Genomic DNA, 18,944 nt, shown 5'->3' on the forward strand with positions numbered 1-18,944 from the left:
ACTAAAAATTATGGACACTATAAACAGTTCACTTAAAAAAACACCAGTAGCAATTATTGGTTTGTCTGCAATGTTTGCTGATGCCAGCAATGTAGAAGAATATTGGAATAATATTATCAATCAGAAAGATAGTATTGTGGATGTTCCAGAATCGCGTTGGAAAATCGAAGATTATTACGATGCTGACCCTACAATAGCAGACAAAACCTATTGTAAAAAAGGAGGGTTTATTCCTGATATTGACTTTAATCCAATGGAATTTGGTTTGCCTCCCAATATTTTAGAAGTCACGGATGTGTCTCAATTATTGTCCTTAATAGGTGCTAGAGATGCATTTGAAGATGCTGGTTATGGTAGGGAATCAGGTAAATTTACGGCACTTTTAAAAGAAAAAACCGGAGTGATTTTAGGAGTTGGTGGTGGTCAAAAACTAATTACGCCGCTAACCTCAAGGTTGCAAGCTCCTATTTGGGAAAAAGCCCTTAAAAGTAGTGGCATTAGCGATGCTGATATTCCGCACATTATTGAAAAAATGAAGAAAGCATATGTTGGATGGAATGAAAATTCTTTTCCGGGTATGTTAGGCAATGTCATCTCTGGTCGAATCACGAATCGTTTTGACTTAGGAGGCATTAACTCAGTCGTGGATGCGGCCTGTGCGGCCTCACTCTCTGCTATTAAAATGGCAGTCTCAGAATTGATTGAAGGACGATGTGATATGATGCTCACAGGAGGTGTCGATACAGATAATTCTCCTTTTATGTATATGTCGTTCTCTAAAACTCCCGCATTTTCACAAAAAGGAAGTATTCGTCCTTTTGATACCGACTCAGACGGCATGTTGATTGGAGAAGGAATTGGAATGTTAGTTTTAAAAAGGTTAGAAGATGCAGAACGTGATGGGGATCGAGTTTATGGGTTACTTACTGGGGTTGGTTCTTCAAGTGATGGGCGTTATAAATCGGTTTATGCGCCACGTCCTCACGGTCAGGCTTTGGCGATGCAACGTGCTTATGACGAGGCAGGCTATGATGCTTCTACGGTAAAATTAATTGAAGGTCACGGCACTGCAACAGGAGCAGGAGATGCTGCCGAGTTTGAGTCAATGTCTATGGTTTTTGGCAAAAGTGACACGACAAAAAATCATATTGCGATTGGTTCTGTAAAATCACAAATAGGGCATACAAAATCGGCTGCAGGTGCTGCTGGAATGATAAAAGCAGCTTTAGCTTTATATCATAAAGTGTTGCCAGGCACGATAAACGTTACCAAGCCTCACGAAAAATTTGAGATTGAAAATTCTCCTTTTTATGTCAATGCAGAAACCAGACCTTGGTTTAAAAACGGTGTACCTCGTAGAGCTGGAATATCTGCTTTTGGATTTGGTGGTGTGAACGTGCATTTTGCTATGGAAGAATATGAAAACAAAACGTCCTTTACAGATAGAGTACATCAAACATTTCACAGTATTTACCTTAAAGCTACTAATGCTAACGACTTATTAACGCATCTGAAAAACACAGTTGCTGGATTGAATTCGAAGGAAGCAACGGCGTCATATTATAACTTAAAAGAAAGTTCTAAGCAAGGCACTGCAAAACAAAACGAAGCGCGTTTAGGTTTTGTTGCAGAATCTTTAGAGGATTGTATTTCTAAACTAGAAATTGCAGTCAAACAATTAGAAAATAATAAGAACGCTTGGTCGCACCCAAAAGAAATTTTCTTTAGACCAAACGGAATTTCAAGCAGTATAAAAGTGGCTTCATTATTCTCTGGTCAGGGTTCTCAATATGCTAATATGGCAAAAGAGGCGACGAGTAGTTTTGAAACGCTACAACAAACAATTGCTGCTTTTGATGCTAAAAAAGGATATGATTTAGCAACTAAAATATATCCAAAACCTGTGTTTACACCAGAGGATAATGATAGCTTAGAAAAAAATATTACAAATACAGAGTTTGCGCAACCTGCCATAGGTGCCATAAGTTTAGGGTACTATAAAGTCTTTAAAAATGCTGGTCTTGTAAGTGATATGGTGGCTGGACATAGTTTTGGTGAGCTTACTGCACTTTGTGCATCAGGCGTACTTAGCGAAAGTGATTATATGACACTTGCCATTGCTCGTGGTAAGGCTATGGCAGGTGAAAATACAAGTGGAGATGCTGGTATGATGTTAGCTGTTAAAGCGGCTACTTCTGAAATTCAGCCTTTAATTGCTAGTATTCCAGGGGTTTCTATTGCAAATATTAACGCCTCAAACCAACTCGTTTTAGGAGGAACAACAGAAGGTATAACGAAAGCAAAAACGCTGTTAGATACTAAAAGCTACCGTTCCGTTATATTACCTGTTTCTGCAGCTTTCCACACGGATTGTGTTGGACACGCACAACAGCCTTTTGAAAAAAGTATACAGGCTATAGAATTCTCAAGCCCCGTGATCCCTGTGTATTCAAATTCGACAGGAAATGCCTACCCAACGAAGACTCCTGAAATTAAAAATATCTTAGCGCAACATATTTTAAATACGGTCGATTTTAAAACTGAAATTGAAAATATGTACGCTGCTGGTGCGCGTGTTTTTGTTGAATTTGGGCCTAAATCTATTTTAACCAATCTCGTAAAAGACATCTTAGCTGATAAAGAACATTTTGTGGTGGCAACAAATGCAAAAGCAACTAAAAACAGTGATTTACAAATTAGAGAAGCTGCCATACAATTACAAGTTCTAGGATGTGAATTAGGTGCCATTGACAGTAACGCACGTCGAGTAGCAGCGCCTTTAGTACAACCAAAAATGGCGGTAAAAATAGCGGGTAACAATTATGTGAGTCCTGCAACACAAAAAGTGTATAATGACGCTTTAAACAACGGATTTAAAGTGAGCAACGCTACAGAAATTGTTAAAACCGTAGAAGTGATCAAGGAAGTGATAAAAGAGGTTCCTGTTTCTATAAATAAAATCAGTACAGACCAAGTTACAGAAGAAGATATGAAGTCTACGATCATTAAAAGCGCCATTGATGGCATTAAGGAAAATCAATCTAAAACATTAGATATGTTCCAAACTATTTTGACGGAACAAAACAAACAAACAGCGCAATTATTAGCCCTTTTATCAGACAATTTTGAAGGGGAACAAAACCCTGAAAATGCTGCTACTGTTGCTATTAAAACACCTGCTGACACTAGTCCTCCAGCTCCTCCAGCTTCAGTTTCAGCTCAAATAGTTGAACCCAATAAACCTGCTGCTGCGAAACCCGTAATTGAAACCGCGGTGCCGACTGAAGGGAATTCAGAAATGCTTGACCTTATGCTAAGCGTCGTTGCGGACAAAACAGGCTACCCTGCTGAAATGTTAGAATTGAGTATGGATATGGAGGCCGATTTAGGAATCGATTCTATCAAACGTGTGGAGATTTTTGGTGCTATTACTGAGCAATCAGATAAGTTAACAGACATCAACCCTAACGACCTCACAGAACTTAGAACATTACAAGAAATTGTGGATTACATTTCTAGTAAAGCTGGAATTAGTGGTACTTCTGCACCTGTTGCTGAACCAATAGCTCAAACAGTTGTGAATACCAAGCCTACTGCAACACCAGTTGTCGAAACAGCGGTGCCGACTGAAGGAAATTCAGATATGTTAGACCTTATGCTAACTGTAGTTGCTGACAAAACAGGCTATCCTGCTGAAATGTTAGAACTAAGTATGGATATGGAGGCCGATTTAGGAATCGATTCTATCAAACGGGTAGAGATTTTTGGAGCGATCACTGAGCAATCAGATAAGTTAACAGACATCAACCCTAACGACCTCACAGAATTAAGAACATTACAAGAGATTGTGGATTACATTTCTAGTAAAGCTGGAATTAGCGCCACTTCTGCACCTGTTGCTGAACCAATAGCTCAAACAGTTGTGAATACAGATCCTATTGCAACACCAGTTGTCGAAAAAGCGGTGCCGACTGAAGGAAATTCAGAAATGTTAGACCTAATGCTAACTGTAGTTGCTGACAAAACGGGGTATCCTGCTGAAATGTTAGAACTAAGTATGGATATGGAAGCCGATTTAGGAATCGATTCTATCAAACGTGTCGAGATTTTTGGAGCGATCACTGAGCAATCAGATAAATTAACAGACATCAACCCTAACGACCTCACAGAATTAAGAACGCTACAAGAAATTGTGGATTACATTTCTAGTAAAGCTGGAATTAGCGCTACTTCTGCACCTGTTGCTAAACCAATAGCTCAAACAGTTGTGAATACAGATCCTATTGCAACACCAGTTGCCGAAACAGCGGTGCCGACTGAAGGAAATTCAGAAATGTTAGACCTTATGCTAACTGTAGTTGCTGACAAAACGGGGTATCCTGCTGAAATGTTAGAACTAAGTATGGATATGGAAGCCGATTTAGGAATCGATTCTATCAAACGTGTCGAGATTTTTGGAGCGATTACTGAGCAATCAGATAAATTAACTGACATCAACCCTAACGACCTCACAGAGTTAAGAACGTTACAAGAAATTGTGGATTATATTTCTACAAAAGCCGGAATTAACGCAACTTCTGCACCTGTTGCTCAACCAGTTGAAGCAACGAAGTCTATCGCTACGCCATTAGCTGAACAAGGTGTACCTGAGGAAGGAAATTCAGAAATGTTAGACCTTATGCTAACTGTAGTTGCTGACAAAACGGGGTATCCTGCTGAAATGTTAGAACTAAGTATGGATATGGAAGCCGATTTAGGAATCGATTCTATCAAACGTGTCGAGATTTTTGGAGCGATTACTGAGCAATCAGATAAATTAACTGACATCAATCCTAATGACCTCACAGAACTTAGAACATTACAAGAGATTGTGGATTACATTTCTGCCAAAGCGGGAATTAGGGTTACTTCTGAACCAGTAGCTCAAACAGTTGAAGCAACGAAGTCTATCGCTACGCCATTAGCTGAACAAAGTGTACCTGAGGAAGGAAATTCAGAAATGTTAGACCTTATGCTAACTGTAGTTGCTGACAAAACAGGCTACCCTGCTGAAATGTTAGAGCTAAGTATGGATATGGAAGCCGATTTAGGAATCGACTCTATCAAACGTGTGGAGATTTTTGGAGCGATTACTGAGCAATCAGATAAATTAACTGACATTAACCCTAATGACCTCACAGAACTTAGAACATTACAAGAGATTGTGGATTACATTTCTGCCAAAGCCGGAGGTGTTATTAAAAAAAAAAATCTCAGCCTAACTTAAGTGTAGAAGAAAACAATATGGAAATCAAGGAGACTACCTCAAAACAGGAATTCTCCTTGCCTACCAAATTCTACAATGTGCCCCGGAAATCTATCGGCTTAAAATTTATTCCTAAAGTAGATCTTTTAGTACAGGACATTTCGGCATTAAAACCTGTTGTAATTACAGACGAAGGAAGCGATTTGACTTTGGCTGTAAAAGCAAAATTAGAAAGCGAAGGCCATACCGTTATTGTCATTCAATTTGACGCTTTTAAAAAGAATCCTAATCTAAAAAATGGGATTTCTATTTCAGACATAAATGACCAAAATATAAAAACGGCTATTGATACAATCTTAGCTAAAAATGACATTGGTTCTTTTATTTATTTACACCCACATTTCACCTTTTCAGGATCTAATTTCACACAACATTTTGATACAGAGCGTGCATTGCTAAAAGCCACTTTCTTATTGGCAAAACAGCTACAAGCACCATTAAATGCCAACAGCAAAACACAACGAACTGCTTTTATGACCGTATCTCGTTTAGACGGAAAATTTGGAATGGACAAACGTTCTAATATGTCTATCATTGCTGGTGGATTATCTGGATTAACGAAATGTATGAATCTAGAATGGTCTCCAGTATTTTGCAGAGCAATCGATGCAAAACCTGAATTAGCGGCAACAGAAATTGCGGATGCTTTATTCTTAGAATTACACGATGCAGATGTACGCTATGTCGATGTCGCCATCACTGAAAATGGACGGATGACTTATGAGGTTACAACGAATGAAGTAAGTGCTGCAGAAGACTACCAACAAACGGTTACAGATAAAGACGTTTTTTTAGTTGCTGGCGGTGGTAGAGGTGTTACCGCGACCTGTATCAAAGAAATGAACATTGCTTTTAAATCCAAATTTATCCTTTTAGGGAGATCTGCTTTAGATTTTGAATTACCAGCTTATGCGTTAAATGGAGTCGGCCCTGCAGCCCTTAAAAATGAGATTATGCAGGAGATGAAATCCGGTGGAGAAAAAGTTTCAATTAAAGGGCTAAACAATAGGTTTAATAAATACGTTGCTAAAAAGGAAATTGAAGAAACTATTGCGCACATCAAAGCAAATGGTGGCGACGCTATTTATGTGGCGGGTGATGTTACGAATTTAACCATCAAACCTGAATTACTTGAGATTGAAAAAAAATGGGGTAAAATTACTGGAATTATTCACGGTGCTGGTCGTTTAGCGGATAAGCTCATTCAAGATAAAACTGAACAGATTTTTGATGATGTGACTTCCGTAAAATTAGATGGTTTAACAAGCCTCTTAAAAATGGTAAACGTGAACGAATTAAGGCATTTAATTATGTTTTCTTCAGTGGCGGGTTTCTACGGAAATGTTGGCCAATCTGATTATGCGATGGCCAACGAAATTTTAAGTACCGCGGCACATTTGTTTAGTACCAACCATCCTAACACTAAAGTTACCTCAATTAATTGGGGCGCTTGGGAAGGCGGTATGGTAAGTCCGGAGTTACAAAAAATGTTTGAAGAAGCAGGTGTTTCTTTGGTCAACCATCCAGGCGGCGCTGCTCGTTTTGTTCAAGAATTAAACGGGGCGTATCACCACCAATCCCAAGTCATAATTGGAGGCACTTTACCTGCAAGTATTTCAGATATTTCTGGCCCTTTAAAAAACTATACTATTCAACGGCATTTAAGTTTAAAAGACAATGCGTTTTTAAAGGATCACGTTATTCAAGGCAATTCTGTTTTACCAATGGTAAACGCCACAGCGTGGATGGCAGATTCTTGTGTAAAACTATTCCCAGATTATAAATTAACGAGTATAGCACATGTAAAACTGTTTAAAGGGATTGTTTTTGATGGCACTGAAAAAGAAGTTTATTTCACAGAAATTAAAGAACAAAGTAAAACTGCAGACCATATTGTTTGTGATGTCACTGTGTATAGTAAAGGGGTGAAGCTACCTTTAAATCATTACCGTTCAACCATTACGCTTTCGCGAAAAAGAAGCGATAAACCTAAATTTCAAACCCCTACACTAAAAGAGAACAAAATAGATGGCGCTACCTTTTATAAAGATGGTTCTTTATTTCAAGGTCCTTTTTACCAAGGGATAGAAACGGTTTTATCTATAGATAAAGATCAAGTTTTACTAAAATGTAAAGCACCAGCAGTTTCTTTAGAAACACAAGGGCAGTTTCCTAGCACGAGTTTAAACGCATTTTTCTTAGATATACAATATCAAGGCATGATTCTATGGGTGCAAAAGTATCATAACGGTGCTAATAGTTTGCCTTTACAAACAATAGAAGGACTGGTTTATGGGGAAATTCCTGCAAATAAAAGTTTCTATGTACATATGAAAGTACAAGAAAATTCAGCTATAAAAATGATCGCAGACATAACCGTATATGATGAAAATAGAGATGTTTTTTTATTCACAGAAGGCGCTGGATTAACCGTTTCAGAAGGCTTAACCTGGTAGTATCCTTAACGCCCCAATCAACACTAAAGCATGAAAGAAAAAATAGCAATTATTGGCATGTCCTCTCTTTTTCCTGGCTCTAAAACGGTACAAGAGTTTTGGAATAACCTTATGGATAAAAAGGACTTGACTGGTATGGCAACAAAAGAGGATTTTGGTGCCGACCCCGCACTCTTCTATAAAAAAGATAAAGGAACTATAGACCGGTGTTATTCCTTACGTGGAGGCTACATTCGTGATTATAATTTTAACAGCGCAGACTTCGGTTCTGAAGACTTAAATGACTTAGACCAAATGTATCAATGGGGCTTGCAAGTAACCAAAGATGCTTTAATGCACGGCGGTTACTGGAATAAAACTGAAGCTTTAGACCACTGTGGCGTCATCTTTGGAAATTTATCTTTTCCAACAAAATCCTCCCATAAAATTATGGCGCCCATTTATACAAAAACCCTTGAAAAAGGAATTAAAACCCTTTTAAAAGATGACAGTTTTGAAATTCCAGCAACAGCATATGAAATTCCAAAAAACAATCCTCTTGAAGGTGATGTCTCGGAATTGGTTAAAAATGTAATTGGTTTAAAAGGCACAAATTTCGACCTAGACGCCGCTTGTGCTTCTTCGCTCTACGCTATAAAAATGGCTTGTGACGAATTGTTAATCGGCAAAGCCGATATGATGTTGGCAGGAGCCGTTTGTTCGTCAGACCAATTGTTTATCCACATGGGGTTTTCAATTTTGCATGCCTATGCAGGTCATGATCATAAATACTCACCATTAGATAAGGACTCTGCTGGATTAGTATCGTCGGAAGGCGCTGGGATGATCCTTATGAAACGCTTATCAGATGCAGAAAAAGATGGCGATAATATCATCGGTGTTATTTCAGGAATTGGTTTATCCAATGACGGCGGTGGTAAATATTTATTAAGTCCCAATCCAAAAGGACAAACATTAGCTTATGAAAGAGCGTATAACGGAACAGTTTCTAAAGAAAATACCTCGTATATAGAATGCCACGCAACAGGCACGCCTCTTGGCGATGTTACAGAAATCAACTCACTCGAAACTTTCTTTGGGGACAATCCAGAAAAATTGCGTTTAGGGTCTGTAAAATCAAATATTGGGCATATGCTCACGGCAGCAGGAATGCCTAGTCTAATGAAAGTTTTACTTTCTATGGAGCATCATAAGATTCCACCTGGAATTAATTTGTCTACCGCAATTCAATCTAAAAAAGGCTGGTTTACGCAAGAGCAAATCATAGAAGAGCCTTTAAAATGGGAGACAAACGATAAGCAAGCAGCGGTAAATTCTTTTGGCTTTGGAGGCACCAATGCCCATTTGGTTGTGGAAAGCCATCATAAAGAAAAAAGTAAGAAACACACAGACGTCAAACTTAAAGAAATGGCCATCACGAGTATGGAAGTTCATTTTGGTGATTGCGTTAATCTAGATGCTTTTTATCGATCTATTTTTGAAGGAACCCAGCATTTTTCTGAGATGCCAATTCATAGATGGAAGGGTTTTGAAAAAAATGATGACTTATTATCCAATTTTGGTTTAGATACTAAAAAGCCACTTAGAGGCAGCTTTATAGCTGATTTTGAAATGGATTTAATGCGCTATAAAATTCAGCCTAACGAAGTTGGCACTATGGAACCACAGCAAGCTTTAATCTTAAAGGTTGCTGACCAAGCCATTCAGAAATCAAACTTAAAAAAAGGGGAAAACGTAGCGGTTTTAATTGCGATGAATCCCGAACTTGCGATACATCATTACCTAGCGCGTTGGGATAGCAAATGGCAATTAGATGAAGCATTAGATCGTGCTGGAATTGATTTAGAAGACACACAAAAAGCAAGCCTTTTAGGCGAATGTCGTAATATATTGTATAAGATAGAGAACGCACAGACCCCTAGTCAGCATACTAGTTTTGTTGGTAATATTATGTCGAGTCGTATTTCCGCTTTATGGGATTTTAGTGGCCCCTCATTTACAATTACCAATGGAAATAACGGAACAACAAGAGCTTTAGAAGTCGCTCAGAATATGTTGTCTTTAGGCGAAGTTGATGCTGTTGTTGTGGGAGCAGTTGAGTTTTCGGGAGGTATGGAAGCCGTTCTTTTACGGAATCTGATTGCCAGCGTAAACCAAAATAAACAACCAAGTTTGTCTTTCAATGTAGACGATTATGGTTGGTTGATTGGCGAAGGGGCATCGGTTATTGTTTTAAAGGCTGATGACAAGATAACAGAAAAAGATGCTATTTATGCTACTATTGATGCTATCGGAGATTTGTCAACAGGTAAAAATATCGCCTTACAAGAATTAGTAGCTTCTGGATTTAAGCAAGAGGATGACTTAGAACAAGCCCAATTATTAGCGCAGACATCGGATCATAAAATTGCATTAGGGTCTGTAAAAACGAATATCGGACATACGTTTGCGGCAGCGGGATTAGCTTCTGTTGTAAAAACAGCCCTTTGTTTGTATCATCAATTTATTCCGGGCATTCCAAATTGGAAATCTGTAAAAAAAGATGCCTTAAAAAATAGCAATTACTATTTTCCAAGCCAATCAAGACCTTGGATTAATGAGACAGATTACCCGAGACAGGCACTCGTAAATTTGAGTCCACATTCTCGTGTAAAACTATCAGAGGTTTCACATCCTAAACATCCTAAAATTGATAATTTCTTAAAAAAGCATCTGTTTGTTTTAAAAGGAAATACGCAAAATGAGCTTAGAGAAGACCTAAACCTAATTAGCAAAGATATTCTTGTTGATGACTTGGGATTTATAGCACAGAAGTGTTATAACAAAGCAGCCAAAACCAAAGCAATATATAGCCTTGTTCTAGTTGCTTCTAGTCAGAAATCGCTACTACAAGATATCGGGTTTATAGAAAAACAATTAGCGGTAGCCTTTGATAAAAATACAGATATCAAACTCCCTAGTGGTTCTTTCTTTAGTCCAAATCCAAGCGCAGCTAAAGGCGATTTAGCATTTGTATACCCAGGCTCCGCGACAAGTTATGAGGGATTAGGACACGATTTATTTCAGTTTTTTCCAAACCTTTTAAGCGATTTTGAAAACAAAATTCCAAACCTTAAAGATTTCTTTGGCTTAGACTATTTATTTCCTAAAAAGCAAGACCTTGAAACAGCTTCTCTAAACATTCAGAATGATGCTATTTCTATGATGTCTGTGGGGGTGCTTTATTCGACCTTGTACACGCACATATTAAGAGCATATTTTGGCGTAAAGCCAAAAGCAGCTATGGGTTATTCTATGGGGGAGTGCAGCTCTATGTGGTATTCATTTGGCATTTGGAATCCCGGTGAGGGAACAAAAATATTCCGCAACTCTCCAATTTTTAAAAATAAATTTTCTGGCAATTTGGAATTATTAGCCGAAGAATGGAATATCAGTACAAAAGAAGCAAAAGCCAGATGGCAAAGCTGGATTTTATTAGAAACCAGAGAGAAGGTAGAAGCCCATATTTCTAAGTTTGATAAGGTCTTCATCACTTTTGTAAACTCTGAAAAGGAGTTGATAATTTCTGGTGATAAAAGTCAGTGTGAAATGTTAATTAAGGCTTTAAATTGTGCATCAGTACTCGTGCCTTTTCAAAATGTTATCCATAACGAGTTCTGTAAAAAGGAATACGATGGATTGATCGAAATGCATAATTTCCCATTAGAAAACCATCCAGAAGTTGACTTTTATTCTAGTTTAACGGGTGAAAAAATTCCTATGGAGTCGTTAGAAATAGCAGAGAATTCGACAAAAGTGTGCTATAAAACAGTAGACTTTCCCGCTTTTGCGAAAAAAATGTCAATAAACGGATTTAGTACGTTTGTAGAACTCGGTCCGAATAGGACCTGCACCAATTGGCTTAAAGCTACGCTGAACCAACAGCAACATACTGCTTGTGCTATTGATAAAAAAGGCACGAGTTCTATTCAGTCTCTTTACGAATGTTTGGCGCAATTAATTTCTAACGGAATTGATATTGATTTAAGTTTATTATACCCAAATACCAATCAGAAACAACCCAAAAAGCATTTTACTAAAAAGGTAAAAACCGGGGGGAGTCCTGTGTATGATGTGTTATTATCTGAGGATATTCAGCGGCAGTTTGCTACCGTAAAAAGAAAAGAGAAATCACAAAACACAACAAAAAACAAAGGGGCTAGTCAGCCTATTACAACAAAAAATACCTTAGAAAAAATAGCTAGTATGATAGATACTTCAATACGAAAAACAGATCCCAAAACGACTGTTAAAATCGCAGAAAACGGATTAAAATTACAGGATTATAATGACCCAAATCACTTAAAAGATAAGAACGTTATTTACACGAAAGAAGATTTAATTGAATTTTCAGAAGGAAAAATCGGTAATGTGTTTGGTGCAGAATACAATGTTATAGACCAATACAAACGCAGGGTGATGTTGCCAATGGATCCTTATTTATTGGTGAGTAGAGTTACTGGTTTAGATGCTAAACTGGGCGAATACAAACCATCTACCATGCAAACCGAATACGACATTCCGTATAACTCAGGATATGCAACCGATACACAAATTCCTTGGGCAGTGTCTGTAGAATCTGGGCAATGTGATTTAATGTTGATTTCTTATTTGGGAATCGATTTAGAAAACAAAGGAGATTATGTGTATCGTTTATTGGATTGCACCTTAGAATTTATCGACGATTTACCTTTTGAAGGGCAAACTTTGCGCTATGATATTTCTATCAATTCATTCGTTAGAAACGGACGTAATTTATTGTTTTTCTTCAGCTACGAATGTTTTGTAGAAGACCGTATGGTTTTAAAAATGACCAATGGCGTTGCTGGATTCTTTACTGATGAAGAATTGAGTAAAGGAAACGGGGTGGTTTATACAGACAGTGAAAAGAAAGTGTTAGCAGGTGTAGAAAAGAAAAATTTCATTCCTTTTTTAACCACAAAAAAGACTGCTTTTGATATTGAGGATTTAAGACATCTGATCAATGGAGATGCCCATAAATGTTTTGAAGATATTTCTTATTTCCCTAATGGAAAAAATAAATCGATACGATTAGCTCCAGAAAAAATGCTGATGTTAGATCGTATTGTTAAGGCAGATGTCAATGGGGGTGCTTATGGTTTGGGAGAAGTTATAGCAGAAAAAGACTTAAGTCCAGACGATTGGTATTTTCCTTGTCATTTTAGAGATGACCAAGTATTGGCAGGTTCTTTACAAGCAGAAGGTGGCGGAAATCTACTGCGTTTCTTTATGATGATGCTCGGTTTGCAGCGCCTTAAAAAAGATGCGCGTTTCCAACCCATTTATGGACTCCAACAAAAAGTAAGATGTAGAAAAGAAGTCACTCCTAACGATAAAATATTAACCTATCGCCTTGTCATTAAAGAAATCGGCTTATTGCCTGACCCTTATGTGATCGGTGATTTAGAAATTATTGTAGATGGTGTTATTACGGTTCATTTTGCCAATCTAGGATTGCAATTAAGAGAAAAAGACAATCCGAAATACTTAGAGCAACCTAAGAAAGAGACCGAAAATGTTTTGCTAAATGAAACTGATATCGAAATATTTGCTTTGGGAAGATTAGCCGACTGTTTTGGGCCAGAGTATGCCGTTTATGACAATAGAGCCTTATCGCGTCAACCAAACACAGATTTACAAGTCGTAAGCCGTGTGATTAAAATTGACGGAGAGCGTTTTGATTTCTCAAAACCAACAAATATCTGGACAGAATACGACGTGCCTCAAGATGTTTGGTATTACAAACAAAATGCATCCATGACAATACCTTACGCGATATTGATGGAAATTGCACTACAACCTTGTGGACTCTTAGGTGCTTATTTGGGAAGTACCTTATTATTTCCTGACAAAGATTTATACCTTAGAAACCTAGATGGTGACGGTGAATTATTAGAACTTCCTATAGGTACAGATTTTAGAGGAAAAGTGATTAAAAATAAATCAACCTTAACGTCTTCTACCTCATTAGGCGGTTATGTAATTCAGAAATATCTGTTTGAAGTCTCGGTTGATGAGCAGGTCTTCTATAAAGGATTTTCTTCTTTTGGATTTTTCCCTAAGGAAGCTTTAGCGCAACAAGTAGGCTTAGATAAAGGAAAGGATATCCCAGCTTGGTATGTGCAAAACAACTTGACAACTAAAGATTATTTCCAAATAAAACTAGATTCTTTATACGCAAAAATGAAATTGTATAAAGAAAATGACAAAGCAAACGCCTTCCGTTTGGCAGAAGACCAGCTTAATTTACTAGACAGCGGTGTCGTAGTGAAAAATGGGGGTGAATTTAATAAAGGCTATATCCATTGTTCCAAAGCCATTCATACTTATGACTGGTTCTTTACCTGCCATTTTTATTCTGATCCTGTAATGCCAGGATCTTTGGGTGTCGAAGCTATTTCGCAAGCCATGCAGTTATTTGCATTACAACAAGATCTAGGGAAAGATTTTAACAAACCACGATTTGTACAAGTTGTAAACAATAAAACCGAATGGAAATACCGTGGACAAATAAGAGTAAATGTAGAAAACATGCATTTAGAAGTCCATTTTAAAACTATAGAAAAACGAGGCGCTACTTTGGTTTTGATCGCTAATGCTTACCTCTGGAACGAAGGCACAAGAATTTACCAAGTCACAGATTTGGCATTGGGAATTCAAGAAGCATAACCAGACGTCGCAACTAAAAAAATAGGATTATTTAAACGGGCAGTAGTGTTGTTTGTCTGGTTATAGATTAATAAAATAAATTAAAATATTAAAAATGATTGACTTAAAATGGATAGGATCTCCCAGAGAGATTTCATTTGACATCACAGGAATGTTTGACAAACTAAAAAACACTGCCGTACCTTGTTATGTGGTAAAAGATTTGTCAGGTCGCATTGGAGTTACCAATACGGGAACCATTCAATCAGAAGGAAAGGGCTTATTTTTAAAAGCTATAGTGCCTGCGTTTACAGCAGAAGATTTAGGGGATGCCTCGTTTAAAGAAGACTACAAATTAAAATATGCCTATAAAGCAGGTGCCATGGCAAACGGAATTGCCTCTACAGACTTGGTCATTGCTTTAGGAAAAAAACAAATGATGGGATCCTTTGGAGCTGCGGGGATGATTCCTTCGCGCGTTAAAGAAGCCATTGCCACGATTCAAAAAGCATTGCCTACTCAGGCCTATGCTTGCAACCTTATTCATAGTCCCATTGAAAAAGCCTTGGAAGAAGGTGCCGTTAACTTGTTTATAGAACACGGTGTAAAAGTGGTAGAAGCTTCTGCTTATATGAACCTGTCAGAGCAAATTGTAAAATACAGGGCTGTAGGATTGAGTTTAGATGCGCAAGACGAAATTATCATTGCCAATAAAGTGATTGGTAAAATTTCTAGAAAAGAAGTGGCTGAACGTTTTATGTCGCCTGCACCCATACAATTTTTAGATAAATTACTAGCTGTTGGAAAAATTACGCAACAACAGTATGAATTGGCTCAAAAAGTTCCCATGGCAGATGATATTACTGTGGAATCAGATTCTGGCGGACATACAGACAACCGTCCTATGATCGTTGTATTGCCTATCATTTTACAATTGAGAGACGAAATTCAGGATAAATACCAATACAAAAAACAAATTAGAGTCGGTGCTGCTGGAGGAATAGGGACTCCCGCCTCTGCTTTAGCAGCTTTTGCTATGGGTGCCGCCTATGTGGTAACAGGTTCTATCAACCAAGCTTGTGTAGAATCGGGGACTTCAGAAGCTGTGAAGGACTTACTTGCCAAAGTAACCTCAACAGATATCACCATGGCTCCTGCTTCAGATATGTTTGAGTTAGGCGTAGAACTGCAAGTCCTAAAACGAGGCACTTTATTTGGTGCCAGAGCAAAGAAATTATACGAAATCTACAACCGTTATCAGGGCATTGATGCCATTCCTAAAGACGAAAGACTAAAGTTAGAAACTAAAACGTTTAAAATGCCTTTAGAAGAGGTGTGGAACCGATGTGTCAGTTTCTTTGAAGAAAGAGATCCAGAGCAAATAAAAAATGCCCAAGGAAATCCAAAACGTAAAATGGCTTTGATTTTTCGTTGGTATTTAGGGCTGTCTTCTAATTGGGCCAATGCAGGTGATCCAGACAGAGTGATGGATTATCAAATTTGGTGTGGCCCTGCGATGGGTGCTTTTAACGAATGGACTAAAAACTCCTATTTAAGAGAAGCAAAAAACAGAAAAGTGGCCGATGTAGCGACCCACTTGTTGGAAGCTGCTGCATATTTACACAGGATCAATACCATAAAAAATCAAGGCGTGGATTTGCCGCTTGACCTATTGCATCTGGGTATTGAAGATAAACATTTTGCAATGGTTTAGTTGGTGTGCTGATTAATTGAAGACAGAATCTGTTGTCACAACAGATTCTGTCTATAAAAAATAGGAAAAGTAAATTTGGTTTCTCAGTTTAGTTGTAGGCTATACTGGACGAGGGTATCATACCAAATTAGACCTATAATGACGCAATAGATCGTTTTACCGATATGAAATCGGCACAGGCTTTTTTCGCCTGCTTTTCATCAAAAATAATTACCGTAGCTAAGGCTATGCTACTTATTTTTGATTTCAATCAATCAAAAAACCTGTGCTGAGCTACGTCGTAGTATAATTCAATTTATTCATACGGCATTATAAATATAATTTGGTATCATTTCTTGCACAGTTGAATTTTCGTTTGTAAAGAAAGTAGATCAGCTTTTTTATTTATTCAGTTCTATAGTTCCGAGTTGCTTATTTAAAAAAATAAATATTCTATTCCACGAATCTATGGAAGCTAATGCGTTTCCTTGAAAATTTCCACCTGATTTCCAAGTGCTGATATTGGAAAAATCTAGTTGTGGGATAAATGGTAGGTCATCGAATTGGTGTCCTGCATTTTCATACGAATAATGCTTGATTTCATAGTTGAATTTATACTTCTCTGCTCTAGCTTTAATTCGATTACTCATCATCGTCGATGGCCATTGAAGGTCGTCTTCCCCAGAAATTAATAAGATAGGACATTTTATATTTTCGATTTTAATGGAGCTCTTTTCGATTCTTTTAGTTTTTTCAAATGCACTTAACATATAAGGAAGTTGAACTTGAGCTTTGCCCCCCGTACTTTTTAAATATCTAATGCCTCCTCTAGCCTTAGGAACGCCTTTACCATTATAACTCCAAGGGGACTTTATATAGCGTTTAGAGCTCCAAGTAACACTTGAACCAACTTCAGAAACAAGAGCCTTAACGTCATTGTACTTTGAGGCATATAATAACGCATATTCTGCGCCTTTAGATCTGCCCATAAGAGCAATTTTTGAGGAATCAACTGCTGGTTTATTTTTTAACCAATTAATTGCGTTGTGAAGATACTCTAAAGGAACATTTTCCAGATTTTCTGGTAAATTTTTTGCTCCAAAATATTTTAAATCCAATACATTATAACCTTTAGAAGCTATATACCCTGCTTTACGATGTTGAAAATTACCGCCAGACCCTGGTAACAGAACAAGTGTTGGTCTTTGGGTATCTGTTTCGTGCAGGTAAAAATTAGCAACCATTTTATTCCGAATCTCTTTTTTTGTAATGTTATGATTTTCAATATTTTCATAACTTTTTCTGAGAATTGTACGCGTTAACCTGTCGCCATCACCTGTGTCAAAACTAATCGTAAAATTCAAGTCGGTATCAAAATGGAATGAACTTAATTTTTCCGGTTTTAGAGACCAAAAAAGTCCCATTGTATGCTTTCCTTCATAGGAGCCTCCAGCTATAGGTGCTTGATTTTCAGGATTTATTTCGCCAGATTCATTGGCTTGAAAACAAGCAACGGATTCCCAACGTATATCTTTAGAATCTGTTACGGATAGTTTTAAAGACCCAATTTGAAAGGGTTGTAATCCTGTAATATGTATAGCTACTATATCGTCTGAGTATGAAATATTAGGTGTTACCTGTAACGTTCCTTTTTTGCCTGTTTTAATTTCTAAAGTCTGACAGGGTTTTGTGTCGGAATTAAAAAGCTGACTCTTAACTCTTGAAGAAGGGTAAGATGAAATACAGCTATAAAATAGAACTGATGGAATGAAAATTAATAATATAGTCGCAGAAATTATTTTCAATCCACTTTTTATAATAGTTATTATCTTCATTAGTTTGTATCTAACTGCTGTTTCCAACATTTATAAAGTTTTTTTAATTGCTGGTAACTCCTTATGTGTGAATAAATATAAGTAACATTTGTTTTTTTTCTAAAGATAATACAATATGTAAATCCCTTTTTATTCCTAAAAGTTAAAACTTAAAAATTCTTTTTAACGCTAGTTTCTTATACTAGTTATTATCTTCATTAGTTCATATTTAACGCTGTTTCCAACATTTATAAAGTTTTTTTAATTGCTGATAATGGGAGTCTGCGCAGCAACTCCATTTGGATTAAAGTTAGCGAATTGATTAGGATTTAGCTAAAGTACTTTTCTACGTTGTATCTGAATGGGGATGTGGAATCCGGGATAAAAGAAAGTCTGCCCTAGGGGCCGATATTTCCTCTAACAGGCCAAAAAATATGGGGACAAGCCTTTTTAGCCTGTCTTTCAACACTTTTGTGTCAAGAATGGACACAAGTCTTTTGATATTGTAACATATCATGATTAGGTTCACCTCGGAGAGCACGTTCTGTTTTCCTTTCATCAATGTATGAGTGAAGCCCCATTGCCTTTTTAGGGTACCGAACTGATGCTCTGTTATTTGTTGCCTTAGCCTATAGTATTCCGGGTTTTCCTCTATCCTTTTTTTGTTTTCCTCCAAGGCCTCCTGATAGATAGAGCGGTCTATGAATCGTCCGTTTTATTTGCGATACATAGATGTCTTACGGTGCATGTCTTGCAGGCGGGTTAGTTCTTGTAATGCTTTACCTTACTTACACCATTAAAAAACACTTGAAACTTATCAGTAAAAAAATAAAAAGTGACATAGTAGAACTAGGTTACTTAATTATTTTTAAAACGGATCAAATAGCAAGTGAAACTTATATTTTAGATTGAAAATAGTTCGTCATTTCAAATAAAATCCGCTGGATAAACATATTAATTATATATGC

General features: G+C 37.3%; 6 protein-coding genes. 4 read left to right on the top strand and 2 right to left on the bottom strand.

Annotation, left to right across the window (positions count from 1 at the left end; all coding sequences use genetic code 11):
* Positions 1 to 10 precede the first annotated feature (10 nt).
* The 4 genes from P700755_RS06695 to P700755_RS06710 all read left to right on the top strand — a co-directional run bounded on the left by P700755_RS06695 (position 11) and on the right by P700755_RS06710 (position 16,183).
* Positions 11 to 5,266, top strand: a complete 5,256-nt coding sequence (locus P700755_RS06695) for a type I polyketide synthase (RefSeq protein ID WP_015023961.1) — start codon at positions 11 to 13, stop codon at positions 5,264 to 5,266.
* Between the two features lie 17 nt (positions 5,267 to 5,283).
* The gene (locus P700755_RS06700) at positions 5,284 to 7,761 is read left to right on the top strand and encodes an SDR family NAD(P)-dependent oxidoreductase (protein ID WP_015023962.1); all 2,478 of its coding nucleotides are present in this window, start codon (positions 5,284 to 5,286) and stop codon (positions 7,759 to 7,761) included.
* A gap of 30 nt (positions 7,762 to 7,791) precedes the next feature.
* Positions 7,792 to 14,490: a PfaB family protein gene (locus tag P700755_RS06705; RefSeq protein WP_015023963.1), complete on the top strand. Its 6,699-nt coding sequence runs from the start codon at positions 7,792 to 7,794 to the stop codon at positions 14,488 to 14,490.
* 94 nt (positions 14,491 to 14,584) lie between these two features.
* Positions 14,585 to 16,183, top strand: a complete 1,599-nt coding sequence (locus P700755_RS06710; RefSeq protein ID WP_015023964.1) for a PfaD family polyunsaturated fatty acid/polyketide biosynthesis protein — start codon at positions 14,585 to 14,587, stop codon at positions 16,181 to 16,183.
* A 380-nt stretch (positions 16,184 to 16,563) separates the two neighbouring features.
* On the opposite strand, the gene P700755_RS06715 is transcribed toward P700755_RS06710, so the two are convergent.
* Together P700755_RS06715 and P700755_RS21240 are read right to left on the bottom strand one after the other, a co-directional pair.
* Entirely contained in the window at positions 16,564 to 17,997 is a 1,434-nt protein-coding gene (locus tag P700755_RS06715; RefSeq protein WP_169314465.1) for an acyl-CoA thioesterase/bile acid-CoA:amino acid N-acyltransferase family protein, read from the bottom strand.
* Positions 17,998 to 18,322: 325 nt separating this feature from the next.
* On the bottom strand, positions 18,323 to 18,652 hold the full coding sequence (locus P700755_RS21240; RefSeq protein WP_157609262.1) for a transposase: 330 nt from the start codon (positions 18,650 to 18,652) through the stop codon (positions 18,323 to 18,325).
* Positions 18,653 to 18,944 lie beyond the last annotated feature (292 nt).

The organism is Psychroflexus torquis ATCC 700755, from assembly GCF_000153485.2.
GTDB classification, from domain to species: domain Bacteria; phylum Bacteroidota; class Bacteroidia; order Flavobacteriales; family Flavobacteriaceae; genus Psychroflexus; species Psychroflexus torquis.